At 58.0% G+C, this 22,186-nt stretch carries 15 protein-coding genes; 3 read left to right on the forward strand and 12 right to left on the reverse strand.

The genetic code is table 11. The annotated features are described in order from the left end of the window. Positions 1-65 precede the first annotated feature (65 nt). Complete coding sequence (locus tag LIS66_RS12330) at positions 66-989, forward strand: sugar kinase (protein WP_064361768.1); 924 nt, start codon at positions 66-68, stop codon at positions 987-989. Between the two features lie 115 nt (positions 990-1,104). Here LIS66_RS12330 and LIS66_RS12335 read toward each other — a convergent pair whose 3' ends face one another. Beyond that, positions 1,105-1,380 (reverse strand): peptidylprolyl isomerase, encoded by a 276-nt coding sequence (locus LIS66_RS12335; protein WP_007912322.1) that lies wholly within the window; start codon positions 1,378-1,380, stop codon positions 1,105-1,107. Positions 1,381-1,432: 52 nt separating this feature from the next. Then, a complete protein-coding gene (locus tag LIS66_RS12340; protein ID WP_227974401.1) occupies positions 1,433-3,970 on the reverse strand; it encodes a PAS domain-containing protein in 2,538 nt (845 codons plus the stop codon). A 109-nt stretch (positions 3,971-4,079) separates the two neighbouring features. Between LIS66_RS12340 and LIS66_RS12345 the strand changes: the two genes are divergently transcribed. Together LIS66_RS12345 and LIS66_RS12350 are read left to right on the forward strand one after the other, a co-directional pair. Further along, the gene (locus LIS66_RS12345) at positions 4,080-5,189 is read left to right on the forward strand and encodes a PilT/PilU family type 4a pilus ATPase (protein ID WP_083352915.1); all 1,110 of its coding nucleotides are present in this window, start codon (positions 4,080-4,082) and stop codon (positions 5,187-5,189) included. 128 nt (positions 5,190-5,317) lie between these two features. After that, the gene (locus LIS66_RS12350) at positions 5,318-8,959 is read left to right on the forward strand and encodes a hypothetical protein (protein WP_227974402.1); all 3,642 of its coding nucleotides are present in this window, start codon (positions 5,318-5,320) and stop codon (positions 8,957-8,959) included. A 66-nt stretch (positions 8,960-9,025) separates the two neighbouring features. Here LIS66_RS12350 and LIS66_RS12355 read toward each other — a convergent pair whose 3' ends face one another. The 10 genes from LIS66_RS12355 to LIS66_RS12400 all read right to left on the reverse strand — a co-directional run bounded on the left by LIS66_RS12355 (position 9,026) and on the right by LIS66_RS12400 (position 22,050). After that, a complete protein-coding gene (locus LIS66_RS12355; RefSeq protein ID WP_227974403.1) occupies positions 9,026-10,981 on the reverse strand; it encodes an acetoacetate--CoA ligase in 1,956 nt (651 codons plus the stop codon). A gap of 151 nt (positions 10,982-11,132) precedes the next feature. Further along, positions 11,133-11,906: a 3-hydroxybutyrate dehydrogenase gene (gene hbdH / locus LIS66_RS12360; RefSeq protein WP_064361762.1), complete on the reverse strand. Its 774-nt coding sequence runs from the start codon at positions 11,904-11,906 to the stop codon at positions 11,133-11,135. A gap of 7 nt (positions 11,907-11,913) precedes the next feature. Next, positions 11,914-13,305: a GntP family permease gene (locus tag LIS66_RS12365; RefSeq protein WP_065617212.1), complete on the reverse strand. Its 1,392-nt coding sequence runs from the start codon at positions 13,303-13,305 to the stop codon at positions 11,914-11,916. Positions 13,306-13,589: 284 nt separating this feature from the next. Further along, positions 13,590-14,996, reverse strand: coding sequence for a sigma-54 interaction domain-containing protein (locus tag LIS66_RS12370; protein WP_042610368.1), 1,407 nt, complete (start codon positions 14,994-14,996; stop codon positions 13,590-13,592). A 141-nt stretch (positions 14,997-15,137) separates the two neighbouring features. Beyond that, the gene (locus LIS66_RS12375; RefSeq protein ID WP_227974404.1) at positions 15,138-16,712 is read right to left on the reverse strand and encodes an ABC transporter ATP-binding protein; all 1,575 of its coding nucleotides are present in this window, start codon (positions 16,710-16,712) and stop codon (positions 15,138-15,140) included. Between the two features lie 9 nt (positions 16,713-16,721). Continuing rightward, complete coding sequence (locus LIS66_RS12380; protein ID WP_042610370.1) at positions 16,722-17,744, reverse strand: ABC transporter permease; 1,023 nt, start codon at positions 17,742-17,744, stop codon at positions 16,722-16,724. Further along, positions 17,744-18,805 carry a microcin C ABC transporter permease YejB gene (locus LIS66_RS12385; RefSeq protein ID WP_083352911.1) on the reverse strand — a complete coding sequence of 354 codons (1,062 nt, stop codon included), beginning with the start codon at positions 18,803-18,805 and terminating at the stop codon, positions 17,744-17,746. Before LIS66_RS12385 ends, LIS66_RS12380 begins: the two co-directional genes overlap by 1 nt. Then, positions 18,805-20,673 carry an extracellular solute-binding protein gene (locus tag LIS66_RS12390; protein ID WP_227974405.1) on the reverse strand — a complete coding sequence of 623 codons (1,869 nt, stop codon included), beginning with the start codon at positions 20,671-20,673 and terminating at the stop codon, positions 18,805-18,807. Before LIS66_RS12390 ends, LIS66_RS12385 begins: the two co-directional genes overlap by 1 nt. Positions 20,674-20,803: 130 nt before the next feature. Then, positions 20,804-21,085, reverse strand: a complete 282-nt coding sequence (locus LIS66_RS12395) for a peptidylprolyl isomerase (protein WP_042610373.1) — start codon at positions 21,083-21,085, stop codon at positions 20,804-20,806. Between the two features lie 95 nt (positions 21,086-21,180). Beyond that, positions 21,181-22,050 carry an esterase/lipase family protein gene (locus LIS66_RS12400; RefSeq protein WP_042610421.1) on the reverse strand — a complete coding sequence of 290 codons (870 nt, stop codon included), beginning with the start codon at positions 22,048-22,050 and terminating at the stop codon, positions 21,181-21,183. Positions 22,051-22,186: the final 136 nt, after the last annotated feature.

Consider the following 22,186-nt stretch of genomic DNA (forward strand, 5'->3'; position numbering starts at 1 on the left):
TAGGAGTGAGCCTGCTCGCGATAGCACCAGAACAGCCACCACCGAACCCCCAGAGATCCCACCCGATGAAAATCCCCCGCAACACCCCGCGCATCGCCCTGATCGGCGAATGCATGATCGAACTGCAACAACGTGCCGACGGGAGTCTGCAGCAAAGTTTTGGTGGCGATACCCTCAATACCGCGGTGTACCTGTCCCGGGCCATGGGCGACGAGGCGCAGGTCGATTACGTCACTGCGCTGGGCGATGACAGTTTCAGCGACGCCATGTGCCAGATCTGGCGCAGCGAGGGCATCGGCCTGGACAGGGTGCAGCGCTTGCCGGGCCGTTTGCCCGGTTTGTACTGCATCCAGACCGATGCCAACGGCGAGCGGCGATTTCTGTACTGGCGCAACGAAGCGGCGGTACGCGATTGCTTTACCACGCCCGCGGCCGAGCCGATCCTCGCGGCCCTGCCGGACTACGACGTGCTGTATTTCAGCGGCATCACCCTCGCCGTACTCGGCATGCAAGGCCGCGCCCGACTGATCAGGACGTTGAGCGAAGCGCGGCAGCGCGATGCGCGCATCGTGTTCGACAACAACTATCGCCCACGCCTGTGGGCTTCGGTGGAGGAGGCGCGGGCGGCGTATCGCAGCGTCCTGCCTTATGTCGATCTGGCGTTGCTGACCGTGGATGATGAACAGGCGTTGTTCGGGTTTGCCGATGCGCAAGAGGTGTTCGCCGCCTACGCGCAGTTCGGCACACCGGAGGTGGTACTCAAGCGTGGCGCCGAGGCGTGTCTGATTCGTTGCGCGGGGGAGACGTTTGAAGTGCCGGCGCACAAGGTCGACAAGGTGGTCGACACCACGGCGGCGGGGGATTCGTTCAGCGCGGCGTACCTGGCCAGGCGCTTGCTCGGCGGCAGTCCGGCAGAGGCGGCGCAGGCGGGGCATGAATTGGCCAGCCGGGTGATACAGGTGCCCGGAGCGCTGATCCCCCGAACTTGAAATGCAATTCCTGTAGGCGCTGCCGAAGGCTGCGATCTTTTGATCTGGATCCGCAAAAGCAAGATCAAAAGATCGCAGCCTCGTTGCACTCGTCAGCTCCTACAGCGAGCAGCGATCAATCCCGATAAAACACCTGCACCAGGTGATAGCCAAACTTGCTCTTGATCGGCCCATGCACGGTGCGCAGCGGTTTCTTGAAGATCACCGCGTCAATCGCGCCGACCATCTGTCCCGGGCGCACTTCACCCAGATCGCCGCCGCGTTTGCCGGACGGGCAGGTCGAGAATTTCTTCGCCAGGACATCGAACGCTTCGCCCTTGGCGATGCGCTGTTTGAGTTGTTCGGCCTCTTCGGCGGTTTTCACCAGAATGTGGCGGGCTTGGGCTTTCATCGTGCAATACCTGATAACGGGGTGACAGCGGGGCGCGCGATTATGCCCCAACTCACGGCCTCGGGTTGCTCAACTTGCGGATCTTGCTTGCCAGCACTTCAAGGACGAAGGGTTTGGCGACCATGTCCATGCCTTCTTCGAGAAAGCCGTGACGCTCGGCAGCAATCTGCGCATAGCCGGTCATGAACAACACTTTCAGACTCGGACGATGCTGGCGAGCGATCTCGGCCAACTGGCGGCCGTTCATGCCGGGCAGCCCGACATCGGTGACCAGCAGATCGACGCGTTGTGCGGATTCGAGCAAGGGCAGGGCGGTCTGGGCGTTCTCCGCTTCGACGGTTTTGTAGCCCAGTTCCTTGAGCAGATCGAGCACCAGCATGCGCACTGCCGGGTCATCCTCGACCACGATCGCGGTCTCGCCGGAGGATGAAGCGGCGATCGGCTCGGCGGTTTCGACCGAGGTGGTTTCGGCTGTCGGCTCCAGCAAACGCGGCAAGTACAGGCGCACGCAAGTGCCTTGCCCCGGCACACTGTCGAGGCTTACATGTCCGCCGGACTGCTGGGCGAATCCGTAAATCATCGACAACCCCAGGCCGGTGCCCTGGCCGATCGGTTTGGTGGTGAAAAACGGATCGAACGCCTTGGCCCGAATCGACGGGGTCATGCCGGTGCCATTGTCACTGACCGCGAGCATCACGTATTCCCCTGCCTTCACCGGCTCGAGAATGGTGATGTCGCTGCTGTCGAGATACACGTTCGCGGTCTGGATAAGTAACGTGCCGCCTTCCGGCATCGCATCGCGGGCGTTGATCACCAGATTGAGCAGAGCATTTTCCAACTGACTGACGTCGGTGCTGACCGGCCACACATCGTCGGGCAGGCGCAGTTGCAGATCGATCGGATCGCCCTTGGTGCGGCGGATCAGGTCTTCCAGCGAATGCACCAGCTCGTTGACGTTCAGTTGCTTGCGATCCAGCGACTGGCGCCGCGAGAACGCCAGCAAACGATGGGTCAGCGCCGCCGCGCGATTGGCCGATGAGACCGCCGCTTCGGTGAAACGGCCGATCTCGTCGGCGCGACCATTGGCGATGTAGCGCTGCATCAGGTCGAGACTGCCGATGATGCCGGTGAGCATGTTATTGAAGTCGTGGGCGATGCCGCCGGTGAGCTGGCCGACAGCCTCCATTTTTTGCGCGTGACGCAAGGCATCTTCCGCGCGCTCGCGTTCGAACATCTCGTTCTGCAGACGCTGATTGGCCTGAGCCAGTTGTTCGGTGCGCGCGCTGACCCGCTCTTCAAGCGTTTCATTGAGATTGCGCAAGGCTTCTTCGGTTTTCTTGCGCTCGGTTTCGTCGATCACAAAGATGTAGAAGCCGTTCACCGCACCGTCCGCGCCATGACGTGGCAGATAGTTCATCAAGGCATGACGGATGCTGCCATCGCGGTGTGGGGTGTAGAAACTGAAAGAACAGGAGCGTCCGGCCAGCGCTTCGGCAATGTACGGTGCGCGCAGGAAGTAGGCTTCTTCGCCAACCACTTCGCGGATCGTGCGCCCGTACAATTCCTGCGGCGTCAGGCCGTACCAATCGAGGTACGCCGCGTTGTTCAGGCGAAAACGCTCTTCGGCGTCGACATAGCTGATCAGGATCGGCATGGCGTTGATGATCAGCTGCAGCTCGGTCTGGCTCTGACGCAGCGCCTGTTCGGTGTGTTTGCGTTCGGTCAGGTCCAGCGCCGCGCCGAGAAAGCGCATGGGTCGACCGTGATGATCCTTGTAGCAGCGCCCGCGCGCGAAGACCCAGCGCAGCGCGCCGTCCGCTTGCAGCAGGCGGTACTCCTCGGCGTACTCGGTGCCGTGGGTGATGCAGTGCTTGATGCCGCGCGCGACCATGGCGCGGTCTTCCGGGTGCACGCCGTGCAGGTAGTCGCTGATCGGCAGCTGTGCGGCGGCGGCTGGATCGACACCGTGCAGTTCGGCAAAGTGCGCGTCGGCAATGAAACGGTCTTCGCCAATGTCCCAGTCCCACGTGCCGACGGCATCAGCCGCGGCCAGGGCCAGTTGCAGGCGTTCTTCGGACTGACGCTGGGCCTTGAGGCTTTCCTCGGAGCGGCGCTGCAATTCCAGGGCGATGCGTCGGCGTTCGTTGGTTTCGATGGCCGTGATCAGAATTCCCGCCACTTGTACGCTTTCATCACGAATCGGACTGTAGGTCAGATCCAGCCAGAAATCGGTTTTTTTGCCGTCGCGCTGCACCGTGAAACGCTGCTCACTGAAGCTGCGAACCTGTCCCTGCAACACCGCCTGATAAATCGGCTCGGAAAAATCCCGCACTTCCGGCCAGACCTCATGCGTCGGCTGTCCGAACGCTTGCGGATGTTTGCTGCCGGCGAGCAGGGCGAAACCATTGTTGTAGATCTGCGTCAGCTCAGGGCCCCATAACAGCAGCATCGGCATCGGTGAATGAATCACGATATCCACTGCCGTGCGCAGGCTCTGCGGCCAGGTGCCGGCAGCGCCCAGCGGGCTGCGGCTCCAGTCGGTGCGGGCAATCAGGGCCTGAGCGTCATCGGTGGTGGGTACAGCATTCATGTTTCAATCCTGAGCGTGGTTCGGTGAGACGAGGTCTATCATTGTTGCAGGAGCCGCGCCAAGCGTAGGCCAAATCTGCTCATCCAATGCTTCGCGGGTGCTTTCAGCCATGGAAATCGATGCACTGTTATCAACATTGTCGCAAAAAAACGGTTCGGATCTGTTCCTCTCCACCGGCGCACCGCCCAGCGCGCGCGTTGACGGTGTGTTGACGGCATTGAACGATCAGCCATTCAAACCCGGCGAAACCGCGGCAATCGCCACCTCCCTGATGGACGCTGAGCAGCGCCGGGAGTTCGACCGGGATCTGGAAATGAACCTGGCGATCTCCCGAACGGGCGTCGGGCGGTTCCGGGTGAACATTTTCAAGCAGCGCAACGACGTCTCGATCGTCATCCGCAACGTCAAACTCGACATTCCGCAATTCGAAGACTTGAAGCTGCCGCCAGTGTTGCTCGAGACGGTGATGCTCAAACGAGGCCTGATTCTCTTCGTCGGCGCCACCAGTTCAGGCAAGTCGACCTCGCTGGCCGCCCTGATCGACCACCGCAACCGCCACAGTGCCGGGCACATCGTGACCATCGAGGACCCGATCGAATATATCCATCGGCACAAGCGTTCGATCATCAACCAGCGTGAAGTCGGCGTCGACACGCGCAGCTTTCATGCCGCGCTGAAGAACACCCTGCGCCAGGCCCCGGACGTCGTATTGATCGGCGAAATCCGTGATCGCGAAACCATGGAACATGCATTGTCATTCGCCGATACCGGGCATCTGGTGCTGTCGACGTTGCACGCGACCAATGCCAATCAGGCACTCGATCGAATCATCAATATGTTTCCCGAGGAGCGGCGCGAGCAGCTTTTGCAAACCCTGGGCAACAACCTGAAGGCTTGTGTATCGCAAAGACTTGTACGCACGGTTGACGGGCAGAGAAGAGCAGCGGTGGAAGTCATGCTGGGGAATCCGACTATTGAAGATCACATTCGGAGAAATGAGTTGGGTGAGTTGAAAGGCATAATGGAAAAATCCATCGATTTGGGTATGCAGACCTTTGATGGTGCTCTTTACAACCTGGTTCTGGAGGGGGCGATCACTATGGAAGAAGCATTCAAGAATGCAGACTCCATAAATAACATCAGGCTGCGATTAAAACTTTCCGGCGAATCAATTGATGCGCAGGGGCGCCATTCTGGCGGCTGGAGTTTGTTGGAGTAAAAAATCGTGTAGTTGCAGTTGTTGTTTTAAGTGTTGAGAAATATCGGTTAATAAACCTTCGCTTGAAGGTTTAATGCGTTTGTTTAAGGTTGCGTTCGTTGTTTAATTGTTGAATAAAAGGACGCAATATGAGAGTAAGAAGTGTTTTTGAACAAAGCGCTGTGTTGACCGCAGAAGATAATAATTTCTGTTCGGAGGCTGATCAGTTTGAACGGGGAGAGATTGTAAGTCGAATTTCCGGTAGTTATCAGGCCGGTTCGTCTTTACCGGATTTTGAGATGTTAAGTCTGGATTTACAGCCAGGTTCATCCATGCATTATGTGCAAAAACCTTTTAGCGATCTGCTCGCGAAGTGTGTAAATCGTTACGAACCGGGCGCGATTGCAATACTCAAGGGCGATGGGTTGTTAATGGCTGATGGGCTTGAGCAGGTGGCGGCTAGAATCAAGTCCGCGCCCGAAGCTCATGACGATTTTGAAGTGCTCAAAGACGGCCTCAATCTGACCGGAGGTCAAATCTGGTCGAATGGAAAGGCGAGTTACGCACAGTGGTTGCGCTTTCATGGTTTGCATGTCCCTACAGACATTGATCAACTGACGAAGTTGGTGGAATTTTTGACCTTGAGGTGGTCAGCAGCGGATCAGCTTCCCGATTACTGGGAGTGTATCAATGGCGGCGTGATCACATTGACCGCTGAAGAATGTAAAGAAATTCGTGATTTGACGACGGAGTTTTTTTCAGGCTCTTTGCTGGACATCTTGTATGAGCAGATCAAGCCGAAGTTGGCGGATCGCATTTCTTGGGAAAGTGCAGGTGATGTTGTTGCCCAGTTGATAGGCCATCAGTATTCACAGGCTCAGGCCAAGCGCTATATCGAAAGGTTGGCGTGGTGGGGGGCAAATAGTGATGAGGCGCTTGACAGTCAAAGACGTTCATCCGTCCTGTACACTGCGATTATTCTTCAGCTTGATCCGTTGATCGGTACCCAGCATAGGAGAAACTGTATTGCTGGTTTCGATATCTATGACCCCGAAACAGCGGCTGATCAATCTTTGAGTGTTGTCCGGGAAAACATTGAGAGTCACCTTGTTGACAGCAAGAAAATTTCTCGCCTGCTTGTGCCACTGGCATCTCACTTACTATTGTCTTCCATCGCCCCGGCGTTGCTGGTTAAAAACATTCCGGCATGGCTTACTGCGGGCTCTATAAGTTGGGTGGTTTTTTCGCAAACGGTTAGCTCTATCGAAATGACTGCCAAAGGCGCATCGCGCCTTATGACATATGACCAGGTTATGAAATTTGCTGATCTGGAATCGATCAGTAAATCAATTAGCGCTCTGCAGGGTCTGGCTTTGATCGATGCCGCTACGGACTGGGGGTTGATCAATGAGGTGATCACGCCCGAGGACATACAGACATCTATTGGACAAGCAACGCAACGGGCAATGAATGCCTATCAAAGCCACGTGGAGACTATTGTCAAAGGCACCAAAGCCTTCACTGCTCCCGTGCCAAATCGCAGGCGAATTGCTTTGGCCGCTCTGGAGCCGGCGCTGCCGAATTGCGATTTTCTGGAAGAGCCGATACTTCGCCCGAATACGTTTTCCGATTTGAGGCACTCTATACTCGAGTTGCAAATAGAGGACGAACTTGCTTCCGGCCAGTGGGACTGGAATAAACAACCCCACATACTTACTCAGTATCCACTGCTGCAATACTGTACTCCCACCCGAGTCGCCTTTTTGGCAGAGACGCGCGAGTATCACAAGAATATTCATGCAGCCATGGAAACAAACATAAAAATGGCGCTGGCGGCTATGCCACGTCAAGACCGGGATGTATTTGAACGGAGCAGGATTACATTCTTTACAGTCCGTCGAACCGCCGGGACATTTATTCATGAGCCGGTAGATCACAGACAGACAAGTGCCGACCGGCAGGAACCGAAAGTTGTAGAGATCCAGGCTGATAAAGATCGTGCCCGAGGTCGATTCGCGCTGATCATGATAGCTTCCCATGGCAATAATGAACTTCTATGCTACGAAATGTTTAGCTTGTTGGGTGAGTGTCGTAGAAATGATGCACTGGGGGCTTTGATAAAAAATACCGGCAAAATGAGCATGCCATCCAGGATGGATTATAAGGGCGGGCTTGACGACAAACATCCTCCAGTCCCAGAAACGCATAACGTCCCGATCGACATAAGCAGCTATATGAACGGTACTCAAGCGAACCCGAATTCAGCAGGTTCGATGATAATCGAGAAGCTCGGCACGATCGCAGCACCAATCATCGAGTCTGGCAGCAAAAAAAGTTATTATCAGTACTTCATCAGTGCACAGGCGCAGAATATTGCGAAGTTCATAGTCGCCAATCGTCCTATTGGCAGCGTAGATGAGCTGCTGGAGACATTTACTGATCTTACGGAGAAAGAGAAAAAAGCGCGGCAATACGATGAGGCGGTAACGTTTGTAATCGATCTGATTGTGCCGTTCAAAAAATGCATCGAGGACCTGGCGTCCGGAGAAAGAAATAAAGTTGTCGATGGTATCTACGGTTGTTCCATGGACGCTATTGGTGTTTTGTTTACGCTTGTAGGTGCTCCGGTCAAGGTGCTTAATATCGCTACAAAGTCGATATCGCAGACTGCCAAACTTGCTAAATTCCTGAAGTATGGTTTGCAATTGGCGGTCTCGACCTTCAATCCGATTGATGGGTTACCCTCGACGGGTTACAAAATTTCAAAAATATTAATCAGAAATGGATTGAGCTTGGCGCCCAAGGGGTTGAGGCTTCTAGATGCTGCTTCCTCGCAACTGAAAAACTTCACGGGGGGCAGACATTCCACTGATTTGATTCAGGCTGCCAGCCTTCCAGCGCTCGGGCAGGGGAAGTGGCGACCTCGCAGCGGGGCTCTTACTGCGCTGAGTGTCAGTGCATTCAAGAAAAGTAATCATTGGTATGCGCTCACCCGGAGCGGTAAGCCTTGGGGAAAAAAGCTGCCGAACTTCGAATTCAAGTGTTCGTTTACTCTCCCAAGTGTACGACCAGAAAGTCTTACGAAACATATCATCGAACACGGCCTGCGCATTTCTAAGCAGAAGTTGGATTCCGCAATTACTGTATTGACGAACTCCCGGATCAATCTGGATACCGACCTGGCGATCGGTCTGTTTTTGGGGACTACGGACAATGGTCGCTCGAAGATCGAGGCACTACTAAAGACTGTAAGACTCGACTTTGCAGGGGTTTCCGCCAGTAATTTCTTTCTTGATCCGCTGAAGACTGATGATCAGGTCGTCAGTGTCGATGTCAATCAATACAACGAGTGGAAAAAAGCAGAGTTGCATGCTCGGAATGAAGTGCAGTTCATGACCGTTAACAATCAGAATCTCAATATGGGTTTTGAATTCAGCAGATTCAATTATGGAGCAGTTGCCGATGATCTGTTACATGAGATGTGTCGAGCACAGGCCGGAACGGTAGATTACGCTTATGCTCCGGCGGCAATACGAAACAAGACTCAGCACTGTGACGTTAGCCGGTTATTGAATTTCGCTGCAGGGCACATACCTTATATTGGCCCGGCTGCTGGCGATGGTAGCGCTTTGCAAAACGCGGACTCGATTGCAATGCTGGTAGCTTTGCTCAGCCAGAAAGAGTCTGATCCATCAGAATTCAATATGAACATGACACGTCTGAAGGCTGCAGTTAAAAGGAGCGCCGGGCGAAAGATTACCGAGGAAGTCTGGTTGAATCTCAACGATTAAACGTCCAGACCATTCCCGGGCTTTTAGCCTTTGGCTCGCGAATGGTCACCTTGACCTTTGCAATATTCACTGCTCAAGCTCCCACCGATCCCGAAACTGCTCCAGCGCTTCGGGATTGGCCAGCGCATCGGTATTTTTTACCGGTCGCCCATGCACCATCTCGCGCACAGCCAGTTCCACGACCTTGCCGCTGATGGTGCGTGGAATGTCTGTCACCTCCACAATTTTCGCCGGTACATGCCTTGGGGTGGTGTTGGCGCGGATCACCTGACGGATGCGCTGCTCCAGTGCTTCATCCAGTTCCAGCCCTTCGCGCAACCTGACAAACAGCACAACCCGCACGTCATCCTGCCACTGCTGACCGATGGCGACGCTGTCCTGTACCTCGGTGATCTTCTCGACCTGACGATAGATTTCCGCTGTACCGATGCGCACGCCACCCGGATTCAGCACCGCGTCCGAGCGGCCATGGATCATCATTGCGCCATGGGGCAATTGTTCGGCGTAGTCACCCTGCGCCCAGAAGCCGGGAAAGAGACTGAAATAGGACTGGCGCAGTTTTGTGCCGTCAGGATCATTCCACAACCCGATCGGCATCGCCGGAAAATGCCGGGTGCAGACCAGTTCACCTTTTTCACCGATCACCGGCTGACCAGCGCCGTTCCACACCTCGACGGCCATGCCCAGGCTCTTGCCCATGATTTCTCCGCGGCGGACCGGTGACAGCGGATTGCCGTTGACGAAGCAGGAAACGATGTCCGTGCCACCGGACATCGACGCTAGGCATACGTCGGTTTTGAAGTCGCGATAAACGAAATCATAGCTTTGCGGCGACAGCGCCGAGCCCGTACACAGCAGTGTTTTCAAGCTGCTCAAGTCATGACTTCCACGGGGTCTGGCGCCGCAGCTTTCCAATGTGGCGAGGAACTTGGGACTGGTGCCAAACACGCTGATGCGCTCGTCGTCGATCAGGTCGAGCAGACGCTGAGGGTCCGGGTGGAACGGCGAGCCGTCGTAGAGCACCACGGCGCTGCCCACCGCGAGTGCCGAGACCAGCCAGTTCCACATCATCCAGCCGCAGGTCGTGTAGTAGAACAAGCGATCACCAGGACCGAGGTCGCAGTGCAAACCATGCTCCTTGACGAGTTGCAGCAGCACGCCGCCGGTGCTGTGGACGATGCATTTCGGCACGCCAGTGGTGCCGCTGGAGTACAGCACGTAGAGCGGATGGTTGAACGGCACCGGGGTGAAATCCGGCTCGCAACCCGGTTCGTAGAAATCTTGCCACAGAGTGACTTCGGCGTCGGTCTGGTAGTCGTCGATGCGGGCTTGCGGACGGGCGTACGGCACGATGATCAACTGCTGCAGCGACGGCAGTTGCGCCAGGATTTCGTTGAGCTTTGCGGTCTGATCGAGGGTTTTTCCGGCGTATTGATAGCCCGCGCAGGTGAGCAGCAGTTTCGGTTCGATCTGGCCAAAGCGATCGATCACGCCGTGGGTACCAAAGTCTGGTGACGAGCACGACCAGATCGCGCCAAGGCTGGTAGTGGCCAGCATCGCCACCAGTGTTTGCCAGGTGTTGGGCATGCACGCGGCGACGCGATCGCCGTATCCAATGCCCACCGCGCGCAGGCTGGCCTGGAAGCCTGCCACATGTTCGGCCAGTTCGGCCCAGGTCAGTTGCTCGCGCTGGCCATTTTCCGCAACGGCGACCACCGCCACGGCATCGTCGCGACGGCGCAGCAGGTGTTCGGCGAAGTTCAGCGTCGCGCCGGGAAACCACTCGGCGCTGGGCATCTGCGCACCTTCGTGGATAACGGCGTCGAGTTGGGTATGGAAGCGGATGTCGAAGAAATCGACGATCGCCTGCCAGAAATCGCCGCGCTGCTCGATGCTCCATTGGTGCAGGGCAGGGTAGTCATCGAGCTGCAGCGAATGCCGCTGATTGATCTCGCGCCGAAACACGTCCATACGCGAACGGGCGATACGCTGCGGGTCGGGTTGCCAGAGGATGTCGGACATGGGTTGCCTCTTCTTATCTGATTCGTACAGGCCACGGAAATCATCTCCTGTGGGAGCGAGCCTGCTCGCGAAAGCGTTGTGTCAGAATCCCGAACTGTGTCTGATTTACCGCTATCGCGAGCAGGCTCACTCCTACAGGAGGCAAGGCGGATTATTGCGCCAACCAGCCGCCATCAATATTCCACGCCGCCCCGCGCACCTGGCTGCCAGCCTCGCTGCACAAAAACAGTACCAGCTCACCCAGATGCTCCGGCGTAACGAACTCCAGCGAAGGCTGTTTCTCGGCGAGCAGGTCATGCTGCGCCTGCTGCGGATCGACGCCCTTGGCCGCACGATCATCGATCTGCTTCTGCACCAGCGGCGTCAACACCCAACCCGGACAGATCGCGTTGCAGGTGACATGGCTGGTCGCGGTTTCCAGCCCGACCACTTTGGTCAGGCCGATCACACCATGTTTGGCCGCGACATACGCGGCTTTGCCGGTAGAGCCGACCTGGCCATGCACCGACGCGATATTGATGATCCGTCCCCAGTTTTTCTCGCGCATGCCCGGCAGGCTCAAGCGAGTGCTGTGAAACACCGATGACAGGTTGATCGCGATGATCGAATCCCAGCGCTCGACTGGAAATTCTTCCACCGCCGCCACGTGTTGAATACCCGCGTTGTTGACCAGAATGTCGACGCCGCCAAACTCACGCTCGGCGTAAGCGATCATGTCGGCAATCTGCGCCGGGTCGCTGACATCGGCGGGATGATGGCCGACCTTGCCGCCGAACCGGGCGACCTCGGCAATCACCTTCGAGGCGTCGCCGAAACCATTGAGAATCAGGTTGGCGCCGGCCTGCGCCAGGCTCAGCGCGATGCCCAGGCCGATGCCGCTGGTGGAGCCGGTTACCAGCGCTGTCTTGCCGGAAAGAGTGGTCATGAATACCTCACACAATGCCAGTGGCGTAGAAAGTGCCGATCACCACGAAAACCGCCAGGGTCTTGATCAGCGTAATACAGAAAATGTCTTTATAGGCTTCACGGTGGGTCAGCCCGGTCACCGCCAGCAGCGTGATCACCGCGCCGTTGTGCGGCAGGGTGTCCATGCCGCCACTGGCCATCGCGGCCACGCGGTGCAGCACTTCCAGCGGAATATTCGCCGCATGCGCCGCACTGATGAACTGTTCGGACATCGCCGCCAGCGCAATGCTCATGCCGCCCGAAGCCGAACCGGTGATGCCGGCGAGCAGCGTCACGGTGATGGCTTCGTTGACCAGTGGATTGGGGATTTGCTTGAGCCAGTCGGCCAACACCAGAAAGCCGGGCAGTGAGGCGATGACCGCACCAAAGCCGTATTCGGACGCGGTGTTCATCGCCGCCAGCAATGCACCGCTGACCGCGCTTTTGCTGCCTTCGGCAAGCTTGCTGCGAATCGCCTGAAAGCCGAATGCCAATACCATGAGAATGCCGACCAGCAACGCAGCCTGCACCGCCCAGATCGCCGTGAGCTTGGCGATCTCGGTCGTGACTGGCGCGGCCATGCCCGGCAGCGCGAGGCTGTGGGTCTTGCCATACCACTGCGGAATCCACTGGGTGAACAGCAGGTTCATGATCCCGACCGCCAGCAATGGCGACAGCGCGATCCACGGGTTCGGCAGCTGGAGGTCTTCAGCGGTTTCCGGTTCGTTGCGCAGTTCGGTGCCATAGCCTTCACCGGCACGCTGCGCCTTGTTGCGCTGGCGCTGCAAAAACAGCATGCCGGCGCAGAACACGAATATCGTGCCGATCACCCCCAGCCACGGCGCCGCCCATGCGGTGGTATTGAAAAACGTACTGGGGATGATGTTCTGGATCTGCGGCGTGCCGGGCAGGGCGTCCATGGTGAACGAGAACGCACCGAGCGCGATGGTCGCCGGGATCAAGCGCTTGGGAATATTGCTTTGGCGAAACATCTCGGCGGCGAACGGGTACACCGCAAACACCACGACAAATAACGACACGCCGCCGTAAGTCAGCAGGGCGCAAACCAGCACGATCACCAGCATCGCTTGCCGGGTGCCGAGCAAGCGAATCGCGGCGGCGACAATCGACCGCGAGAAGCCGGACAGTTCGATCAGCTTGCCAAACACTGCGCCGAGCAGGAAAACGGGAAAGTAGAGCTTGATGAAACCGACCATCTTGTCCATGAACACCCCGGTAAACGCGGGCGCGACGGCGGATGGATCGGTGAGCAGGACCGCGCCTAGCGCGGCGATCGGGGCGAAGAGGATAACGCTGTAGCCACGGTAGGCGGCGAGCATCAGCAGCGTCAGCGCTGCCAGGGCAATGATCACACTCATGGTGTGTCTCTCCAGGATTGTTGTTTTTATGGGTGGAACGGGTGGAGAGGCTGTAGCGATTACTGTGCCAAGTAGCTAACTCGCTGAAATGTATGAATATTTCATGTAGATGGGGACGAGTATTGGAGATTCTGTCTCTATTGTGAGACGGCTAAAAGATCGCAGCCGTCGGCAGCTCCTACGCGGATTGTCGTATTTTCCCCTGTAGGAGCTGCCGAAGGCTGCGATCTTTTGATCTTGAAAAACCTATCTAAAAAAAGAGATTGCTGTCTCTTTAGCGAGACTCAAACGATTCCCAACGCCAGCATTTTCTTGTACAGCGTCGACCGCCCCAGCCCTAACCGAGCCGCAGCCTCCGGCACTTTCCCCGCGCATTGCGCCAGGGCCGACTCAATCAACTGCCGATCAAAACGCGCTCGCGCCTGGGCGAATGTCTCACCTACGGCGGCTTGTACGCCCGGATCGGCCGTGCGCTCAACCGGGGTGAACGACCCAATCGCCCCGCGAATATCCTGCTCGGTCAGGAGTAAGTCATCACTGAGCAGCGCCGCCCGTTCAAGCACATTGCGCAACTCGCGAATGTTGCCCGGCCACGCATGCTGGCCGAGCAGCGCCAGCGCATCGCGGTGCAATTCATGCTGGCTGCGCAGCTCCTCCAGAATCGCCTCGCTCAGCGCGGGCAGGTCATCAAGCCGTTCACGCAGCGGCGGCACCTGGATTGGCAGGACGTTGAGGCGGTAGTACAAATCGGCGCGAAATTCGCCACGCTTGATCGCCGCCTGCAAATCCGTCGAAGTCGCAGCGATCACGCGCACATCGCTCTGAATCACTTCATTGGAGCCGACCGGTTCGAATTCCTTTTCCTGCAAAACCCGCAGCAGTTTGCTTTGCAGCGGCAGCGGCATATCGCCGATCTCGTCGAGAAACAGCGTGCCGCCCTGAGCGATCTGCAATTTGCCGGTACGGCCCTTGCGATCAGCACCGGTAAACGCGCCCGGTGCCGTGCCGAAGAACTCGGCCTCGAGCAAAGCCTCCGGAATGGCCGCGCTGTTGATGCTGACGAAGGCTTTGTGCGCCCGTGGCGAGGCGCTGTGAATGGCTTGCGCAAGCAATTCCTTGCCGGTGCCGGTTTCGCCGAGCAGCAACACCGGCGAATCAGCGCTGGCACTGCGCCGGGCGCGGCGTTTGACTTCGAGGCTGGCAGCACTGGTGCCGATGAAATGGGCGAAATTGTATTTGGTCTGCCGCGCACGGAGCAGCGAGCGGGTCGAGGCCAGTTCTTCCTGCATGCTCAGGTAGCGCTTGAGCATCGGCGACAACGTGCGCAATTCGTCGAACAGGGCAAAACCGATGGCGCCGATCACACTGCCGGCGTCGTCATGGATGGGCAGGCGCATCACCACCAGCGGTTCCTTCGGTGTGTCCTGCATGTCCAGCAGAATGGGGCGACCGGTGCGCACCACTTCGCGCAGCAGGCTGCCGGGGATCACGCTTTCGCAGGGTTTGCCGATGGCGCCTGCCGCAGATTCAAGACCAAAGCGCCGCGCGTAGCGCTCGTTCATCCAGACGATGTTCGCATCGCGATCGACAATCACCGTGCCTTCACTGGACTGCTCGATGATCTCGAACAGCGAACGGATCGCCAGAGTGCGAACCCGTTGATAGTCCTTGAGGCTTTCGGTGGTGTTCATCTGCAAGGTCCTGAAAATATTTCGCCTGTTGAGGCTTCATCGCGAGCAGGCTCACTCCTACAGGGGGAACGCATTCCAATTGTAGGAGTGAGCCTGCTCGCGATAGCCATGACTCGGTTCCGAGTCGGGCTGCGATTATGCCTACCCCGGATGCGCCGCCGCCAACAGCTCTTTGGTGTACGGATGCTGGGGGTTGTCGAATACCTCATGACTGGCGCCACGCTCGACCACTTTGCCGTCCTTGATCACGATCATGTCGTGGGCCAGCGCGCGCACTACCGCAAGATCGTGGCTGATGAACAGATAAGTCAAACCGTGTTTTTCCTGCAGGTCACGGAGCAGGGCGACCACTTGTTTCTGCACCGTGCGATCGAGTGCCGAAGTCGGCTCATCGAGCAGGATCAGCGCCGGTTTCAGCACCAGCGCCCGCGCGATGGCGATGCGCTGACGCTGGCCGCCGGAGAATTCATGCGGGTAGCGATGGCGGCTTTCCGGGTCGAGGCCGACTTCCCTGAGCACGCGAATCACTTGCTCGTCGCATTCGTTAGCCGTCGATTCGCAATGCACTTCCAGACCTTCGCTGATGATCTGCGCCACCGACATGCGCGGGCTGAGGCTGCCAAACGGGTCCTGAAACACCATCTGCATTTGCCGCCGCCACGGTCGCAGTTGCTTTTGATTGAGGCCGTCGAGCGCTGCGCCCTGAAAGCGAATGCTGCCCTCGGAGTCGAGCAAACGCAGGATCGCCTGACCCAGCGTCGACTTGCCCGAACCAGATTCGCCAACGATGCCCAGGGTCTTGCCGCGCTGAATGTTCAAACTGATGCCGTCAACTGCGCGCAAATATTGCTTGCGCTGGAACAGTCCGCCAGCGACCTGAAAATCGACGCGCAGGTCTGCCACTTCCAGCACGTTTTCACGCTCGTCACGGGGCAGGGCTTCACCTTCGGGCTCCGCGTTCAACAGCACGCAGCTGTAAGGGTGTTTCGGCTCGGTGAACAGGGTTTCGCAGGGCGCCTGCTCGACAATCTCGCCGGCCTTCATCACACAGACGCGCTGAGCAATGCTGCGTACCAGATTGAGATCGTGGCTGATCAGCAGCAGCGACATGCCCAAGCGCTGTTGCAGGGATTTGAGCAGCAAGAGAATCTTGCGCTGCACGGTGACGTCCAGTGCCGTGGTCGGCTCGTCAGCAATCAACAACTCCGGTTCGCAGGCTAGCGCCATGGCGATCATCACCCTCTGCCGTTGCCCGCCAGAGAGTTGGTGCGGATAGGCCTTCAGCCGTTCCCGGGGCTTCTGGATGCCGACCAGTCCGAGCAGTTCGAGAATGCGCTGCTGCGCTTGCTTGCCGCCCAGGCCACGGTGCAGCAGCAGGGTTTCGCCGATCTGCTTTTCGATGGTGTGCAAGGGATTGAGCGAGGTCATCGGCTCCTGAAAGATCATGGCGATGCGATTGCCGCGCAGTTCTCGCAAGACTTTCGGATCGGCGCCCAGCAGCTCCTGCCCTCGATAGCGGATGCTGCCACGGGATTGCGCCTCAGTGTCGGGCAGCAGTTGCAGGATCGAATGCGCCGTCACCGATTTCCCCGAACCCGATTCGCCGACGAGTGCCAGGCATTCACCGGGGCGGATATCCAGGCACAGGTCACGCACCACCGTCTGGCCATGGAAGGCGACATTGAGGTTGCGGATTTCAATCAGGTTGTCAGTCATGGTCACGCTTCAGGATCGAGGGTCAAAAGCGTCACGCAACGCTTCGCCGATGAATACCAGTAATGAAAGGATCAGCGCCAGGGTGAAGAACGCGGTCAAGCCAAGCCATGGCGCTTGCAGGTTCTGCTTGCCCTGACCGATCAGCTCGCCCAGCGAAGCACTGCCGGCCGGCATGCCGAAGCCGAGGAAATCCAGCGCGGTCAGCGTCGAGATGGCCCCGGTCAGAATGAACGGCAGGTAGCTCAGCGTCGCGTTCATCGCGTTGGGCAGGATGTGCCGGAAGATCACCTTGCGGTCAGTCAGACCCAGGGCGCGCGCGGCTTTGACGTATTCCAGATTGCGCCCGCGCAGGAACTCGGCGCGCACCACGTCCACCAGGGCCAGCCAGGAAAACAGCGCCATGATCCCCAGCAGCCACCAGAAATTCGGCTCGACGAAACCGGAAAGAATGATCAGCAGATACAGCACCGGCAGTCCCGACCAGACTTCCAGTACGCGCTGCCCGAGCAGATCGACCCAGCCACCGTAATAGCCCTGCAACGCGCCGGCAGCGATGCCGATCAGCGCACTGACGAAGGTCAGCATCAACGCAAACAGGATCGACACCCGAGCGCCAAAAATGACTCGCGCCAGCACATCCCGGGCCTGATCATCGGTGCCCAGCCAGTTGACCGACGTTGGTGGGCTCGGCGCCGGTTTGTTCAAGTCGTAGTTGGGCGTGTCGTCGCTGAACGGAATCGGCGGGAACAATAACCAGCCGCCCTCCTTGCGGATCAGGTTCTGCACGTACTCGCTGCGATAATCAGCCTGGAAGGGCAGTTGCCCGCCGAACTCCTGCTCGGTGTGGCGCTTGAGCACCGGGAAGTACCACTGTCCCTGATAACTGACCATCAACGGCTTGTCGTTGGCGATCAATTCGCCGCCCAGCGTCAGCATGAACAGGCCGATGAACAACCACAGCGACCACCAGCCGCGACGGTTTTTCTTGAAACGTTCGAAACGGCGGCGCCCCAAAGGCGAGAGCGTGAGCATCAGGCGTTCCTCGCGGCGAAGTCGATACGCGGGTCGACCAGGGTGTAGCACAAGTCGCCGAGCAGTTTTATCAGCAGACCGAACAGGGTGAAGATGAACAGCGAGCCGAACACCACCGGATAGTCCCGTGAAACCGCCGCTTCGTAGCTCATGCGCCCAAGGCCGTCGAGGGAGAAGATCACTTCGATCAGCAGGGAGCCGGCGAAGAATACGCTGATGAATGCCTGAGGAATCCCGGACACCACCAGCAGCATGGCGTTGCGGAACACATGTCCGTACAGCACACGGCGTTCGCTCAAACCCTTGGCCCGGGCAGTGACCACGTACTGCCGGGTGATCTCATTGAGGAACGAGTTTTTCGTCAGGATGGTCAGGGTGGCGAACCCGCCGATCACCAGCGCGGTGACCGGCAACACCAGATGCCAGAAGTAATCGGCGATCTTGCCCAGCGTCGACAGCGATTCGAAGTTGTCCGAAACCAGTCCGCGCACCGGAAACCAGTTCAGCGAAGTGCCGCCGGCAAATACCACGATCAGGAACATCGCGAACAGAAACGCCGGCATCGCATAGCCAATGATGATCGCTGTGCTGCTCCAGATATCGAAATGGCTGCCGTGGTGCACGGCCTTGCGGATGCCCAGCGGGATCGACACCAGATAGGTGATCAGCGTCGCCCATAAACCCAATGAGATGGTGACCGGCATTTTTTCCAGAATCAGGTCGGTGACCGTCGCGCCGCGAAAGAAGCTCTTGCCGAAATCCAGCTGCGCATAGTTTTTCAGCATCAGCCACAGGCGTTCGTGGGCAGGCTTGTCGAAGCCGTACTGTTTTTCGATGTCCTTGATCAGTTGCGGATCCAGGCCACGGCTGGCGCGCGAAGCGTTGCTCGATGTCTCGCTGGCTCCGCCGCCGGCACTGGCACCGCCGATGCCTTGCAGATGGGCGATGGCTTGTTCCACCGGTCCGCCGGGCGCGGCCTGAATGATCACGAAATTGACCAGCAGGATGATCACCAGCGTCGGAATGATCAGCAGCAGGCGCCGCAGTATGTAACCCCACATCAGTGCGGCCCTCCGGGTCTGCTGCGACTGATTTTCTCAGCGGTCATTTGTTGATTGGTCAGCGGTCTCCGACTGATTTCCCACCAGCTCTCGATGGCTTCGTCATTGCTGGCCTGCACTGTCGGAATGCCGAAGCGGTTCCACCAGACGGTCGAGGTGCCTGGCGGGTAATAGTTGGGAATCCAGTAGTAATTCCATTGCAGCACCCGGTCCAGTGCATGGGCGTAATGCAGCATGTCCGATTGGGTCGAGGCGCGTATCAGGCCATTGATCAAGGTATCGATCGCCGGGTTTTTCAGCACCATGTAATTGTTCGCGCCCGGATCGTTGGCTGCCGCCGAACCGAAATAGTTGAGTAGCTCGCCGCCGGGGGAGGTGGTGACGGGATAGCCGGTAACGATCATGTCGTAGTCGCGGCTCATCAGGCGGTTGACGTACTGCGAGGCATCGATGCGGCGGATATTGAGTTCGATGCCGATCTGTTTCAGGGTGCGCTTGTAGGGCAGCAGCAGGCGATCCATTCCGTTCTGGCTGACCAGAAAGGTGAAGCTCAACGGCTCGCCGGCGCTGTTCACCAGTTGGTCGCCGTCCGGTTTCCAGCCGGCCTGCTCGAGCAGATCGAGCGCTTGCAGTTGCTTGTCACGGATGATGCCGCTGCCATCGGTCTTCGGTGCTTCGAAGACTTTGCTGAAAACTTCCTCAGGTACCTGGCCGCGCAGCGGTTCAAGGATTTTCAATTCCTGCGCATCGGGCAACTGCCGGGCGGCGAGATCGGTATTGGAAAAGTAGCTCTGCTGGCGGATATAGACGTTGCGCATCATCTGCCGGTTGCTCCATTCGAAATCCCAGAGCATCGCCAGTGCCTGGCGCACACGACGGTCCTGGAACATCGGTTTTTGCAGATTGAACACGAAGCCCTGAGCCGACTGCGGCGCTTCGGTGGCGAGGTGGGCTTTCTGCAAACGGCCATCGCTGAGAGCTGGGCTGTCGTAGCCGATCGAGTAGCCGGTCGCGGAAAATTCGCGGTTGTAGTCATAGGCGCCGCCACGCAGCACCTGACGGGCGACGTCGGTATCGCCGAAGTACTCGATGCTGAAATGGTCGAAGTTGTACAGGCCGCGACTCACCGGCAGGTCCTTGCCCCACCAGTCGCCATTGCGTTCGAAGGTAATGCTGCGCCCGGAATCGACTTTGCCGACCCGGTACGGTCCGCTGCCCAGTGGCGGTTCATAGCCACCGCCGCCAGCGAAATCGCGACTCTTCCACCAATGTTCGGGGAACACCGGCAGGGTCGCGATATCCAGCGGCAGGGTGCGGTTTTCGTTGCTTTTGAAGTCGAAGCGCACGGTCAGCGGCGCTTCGATTTCGACGTCCTTGACGTCGGCGAACTGGGTGCGATAACGCAGGCTGCCCTGGGTCATCAGCAGGTTGTAGGTATAGCGAACGTCTTCGGCGGTGATCGGTTTGCCATCGGCAAAGCGCGCCTTGGGATTGATAAAGAAACGCAGCGACAGCCCGTCGTCCGAACGCTCCATTTTCTCCGCGACCAGACCATAGACGGTGTAAGGCTCATCGAGCGAGCGTTGCGCCAATGGAGAATAAAGGAGCCCGTCGATCTGTGTGACACCGATGCCTTTGTCTATATAAGGCAGCAAATGGTCGAAGTGACCGATTTCGATCGCCGAGCGACGCATCGTCCCGCCTTTCGGCGCTTGCGGATTGGTGTAGTCGAAATGGCTGAAGCCGTCGGGGTATTTGGCCGGTTCACCGTAAACGGTCAACGCGTGTTGCGGCGCAGCGTTGACACCGGCGGCACCCGTGAGCAGGGCGAGGGCGGTGAACAGCAGTGTGGGAAAAACCAGTCGCATCGTCAGCCTTGGAACGGAAAATCGATAAGCGCAAGTTGTACGCGAGCCGCGCGTCACTCGCCAGCCGTATATGTAACTGAAACACAACGGCCCACCAGAAGGCGGGCCGTTATCGCAATCGGACGACGATTCAGTCCTGACGGCTGGTGACTTCCAGCAGGTGGTAACCGAACTGGGTCTTCACCGGGCCTTGCACGACATTGATTGGCGCGCTGAACACCACGGTGTCGAATTCCTTGACCATCTGGCCAGGACCGAAAGAACCCAGATCACCGCCCTGGCGGCTGGACGGGCAGGTGGAGTTGGTCTTGGCGACTTCGGCGAAATCAGCGCCGGCTTCGATCTGAGCCTTGAGTTCGTTGCACTTGTCTTCGCTGGAAACCAGGATGTGGCGGGCAGTGGCTTTAGCCATGGGGAATTCTCCGAACTGTTTCAATAAAAGGTGGAGCCTACCGGAATCAGTGGGCGAATTCTCGGCAAAGTTCCATTCTCGATGGCAGATCCGATTCAGAGATCCGCCGCTCGCAGGCGCCGTGCATGTTCGACATACAGGTCAATCGGATCGGGTGATGGCCCGTTTACGCCAGTGCTACGCCGCAGGCTGGCCAGATGATCCATTGGATAATCAGAGCGGATCACTTGCCCCAGATGGGTACTGAAGCGTCCGACGAAACCGTCGTTCTGCTGGGGTTCGGTGGTGAAGTATTGCGACAGGCGCCGGCATATGTCCTGAACCGGATCCAGCGCTGGCAGCGTCGATTGGGGGACAACCCCGCTCCACGAGTAATAGCGCACGCCATTGACCTGCCCGGGGCCGTGGCCACCCCAGGTTTGCGGCAGTCCCTGCGGAAACCTGTCATTGAATTGACCGACGCCGACCGTGGTCAGTGCGTTGAGCGCGGCCAATGCATTCTGCGGCAGTGCCACATTACCGCTGAGTAGCGACAACAAATCAGCAAACTGTGTCGCCACGTTTTGTGCGACGGCCTCCGGCAGCTTGCCCGGGATCAGCGCATTGCGCAGGAAGTCGGCGAGCTCCGAGCCATGGTTCGGACCACTGACGGAGGTAACTGAAGCGACGACGTTTGGTGCAAGCGCCGCCGCGTAGCGTGCAGCGAGTGCGCCTTGGCTGTGTCCGATCAGGTTGACTTTCTTCGCGCCTGTGCCTCGCAGCACGCAGGCAATCTGTGACAGCAATTGCTCACCCCTCATTTCGTTGTTGTGAGTCGCCGAAAGGTGTGGAACAAACAATCGGCAGCCGGCCGATTTCAGCGCGGACTTGACGTCATGGAACAGCTCGAAATGACCGATACGCTCGAACCCGAACAGACCGTGGACCAACAGGATGGGATAACGAGTTGTAGCATTCCGTTGCATGTTCTTACCTTTTTCGTAGAAGTTCATCGGGAAATCACCGGGCCACTCTAAAACACTCATCTCGTTGAAGAAGTACGAAGAGGCTTCACGTTGCGTTTGAAAATGGAATAGGGGGCGTACGAAATTTCGGATACCT

This window comes from Pseudomonas sp. HN2, assembly GCF_020736465.1.
Classification (GTDB): domain Bacteria; phylum Pseudomonadota; class Gammaproteobacteria; order Pseudomonadales; family Pseudomonadaceae; genus Aquipseudomonas; species Aquipseudomonas moraviensis_A.

Bases quoted from the DNA above. Each gene is read 5' to 3' on its own strand.
- LIS66_RS12330 (WP_064361768.1), top strand. From the start codon at position 66: ATGAAAATCCCCCGCAACACCCCGCGCATCGCCCTGATCGGCGAATGC.
- LIS66_RS12335 (WP_007912322.1), bottom strand. From the start codon at position 1,380: ATGAAAGCCCAAGCCCGCCACATTCTGGTGAAAACCGCCGAAGAGGCC.
- LIS66_RS12340 (WP_227974401.1), bottom strand. From the start codon at position 3,970: ATGAATGCTGTACCCACCACCGATGACGCTCAGGCCCTGATTGCCCGC.
- LIS66_RS12345 (WP_083352915.1), top strand. From the start codon at position 4,080: ATGGAAATCGATGCACTGTTATCAACATTGTCGCAAAAAAACGGTTCG.
- LIS66_RS12350 (WP_227974402.1), top strand. From the start codon at position 5,318: ATGAGAGTAAGAAGTGTTTTTGAACAAAGCGCTGTGTTGACCGCAGAA.
- LIS66_RS12355 (WP_227974403.1), bottom strand. From the start codon at position 10,981: ATGTCCGACATCCTCTGGCAACCCGACCCGCAGCGTATCGCCCGTTCG.
- hbdH (WP_064361762.1), bottom strand. From the start codon at position 11,906: ATGACCACTCTTTCCGGCAAGACAGCGCTGGTAACCGGCTCCACCAGC.
- LIS66_RS12365 (WP_065617212.1), bottom strand. From the start codon at position 13,305: ATGAGTGTGATCATTGCCCTGGCAGCGCTGACGCTGCTGATGCTCGCC.
- LIS66_RS12370 (WP_042610368.1), bottom strand. From the start codon at position 14,996: ATGAACACCACCGAAAGCCTCAAGGACTATCAACGGGTTCGCACTCTG.
- LIS66_RS12375 (WP_227974404.1), bottom strand. From the start codon at position 16,712: ATGACTGACAACCTGATTGAAATCCGCAACCTCAATGTCGCCTTCCAT.
- LIS66_RS12380 (WP_042610370.1), bottom strand. From the start codon at position 17,744: ATGCTCACGCTCTCGCCTTTGGGGCGCCGCCGTTTCGAACGTTTCAAG.
- LIS66_RS12385 (WP_083352911.1), bottom strand. From the start codon at position 18,805: ATGTGGGGTTACATACTGCGGCGCCTGCTGCTGATCATTCCGACGCTG.
- LIS66_RS12390 (WP_227974405.1), bottom strand. From the start codon at position 20,673: ATGCGACTGGTTTTTCCCACACTGCTGTTCACCGCCCTCGCCCTGCTC.
- LIS66_RS12395 (WP_042610373.1), bottom strand. From the start codon at position 21,085: ATGGCTAAAGCCACTGCCCGCCACATCCTGGTTTCCAGCGAAGACAAG.
- LIS66_RS12400 (WP_042610421.1), bottom strand. From the start codon at position 22,050: ATGCAACGGAATGCTACAACTCGTTATCCCATCCTGTTGGTCCACGGT.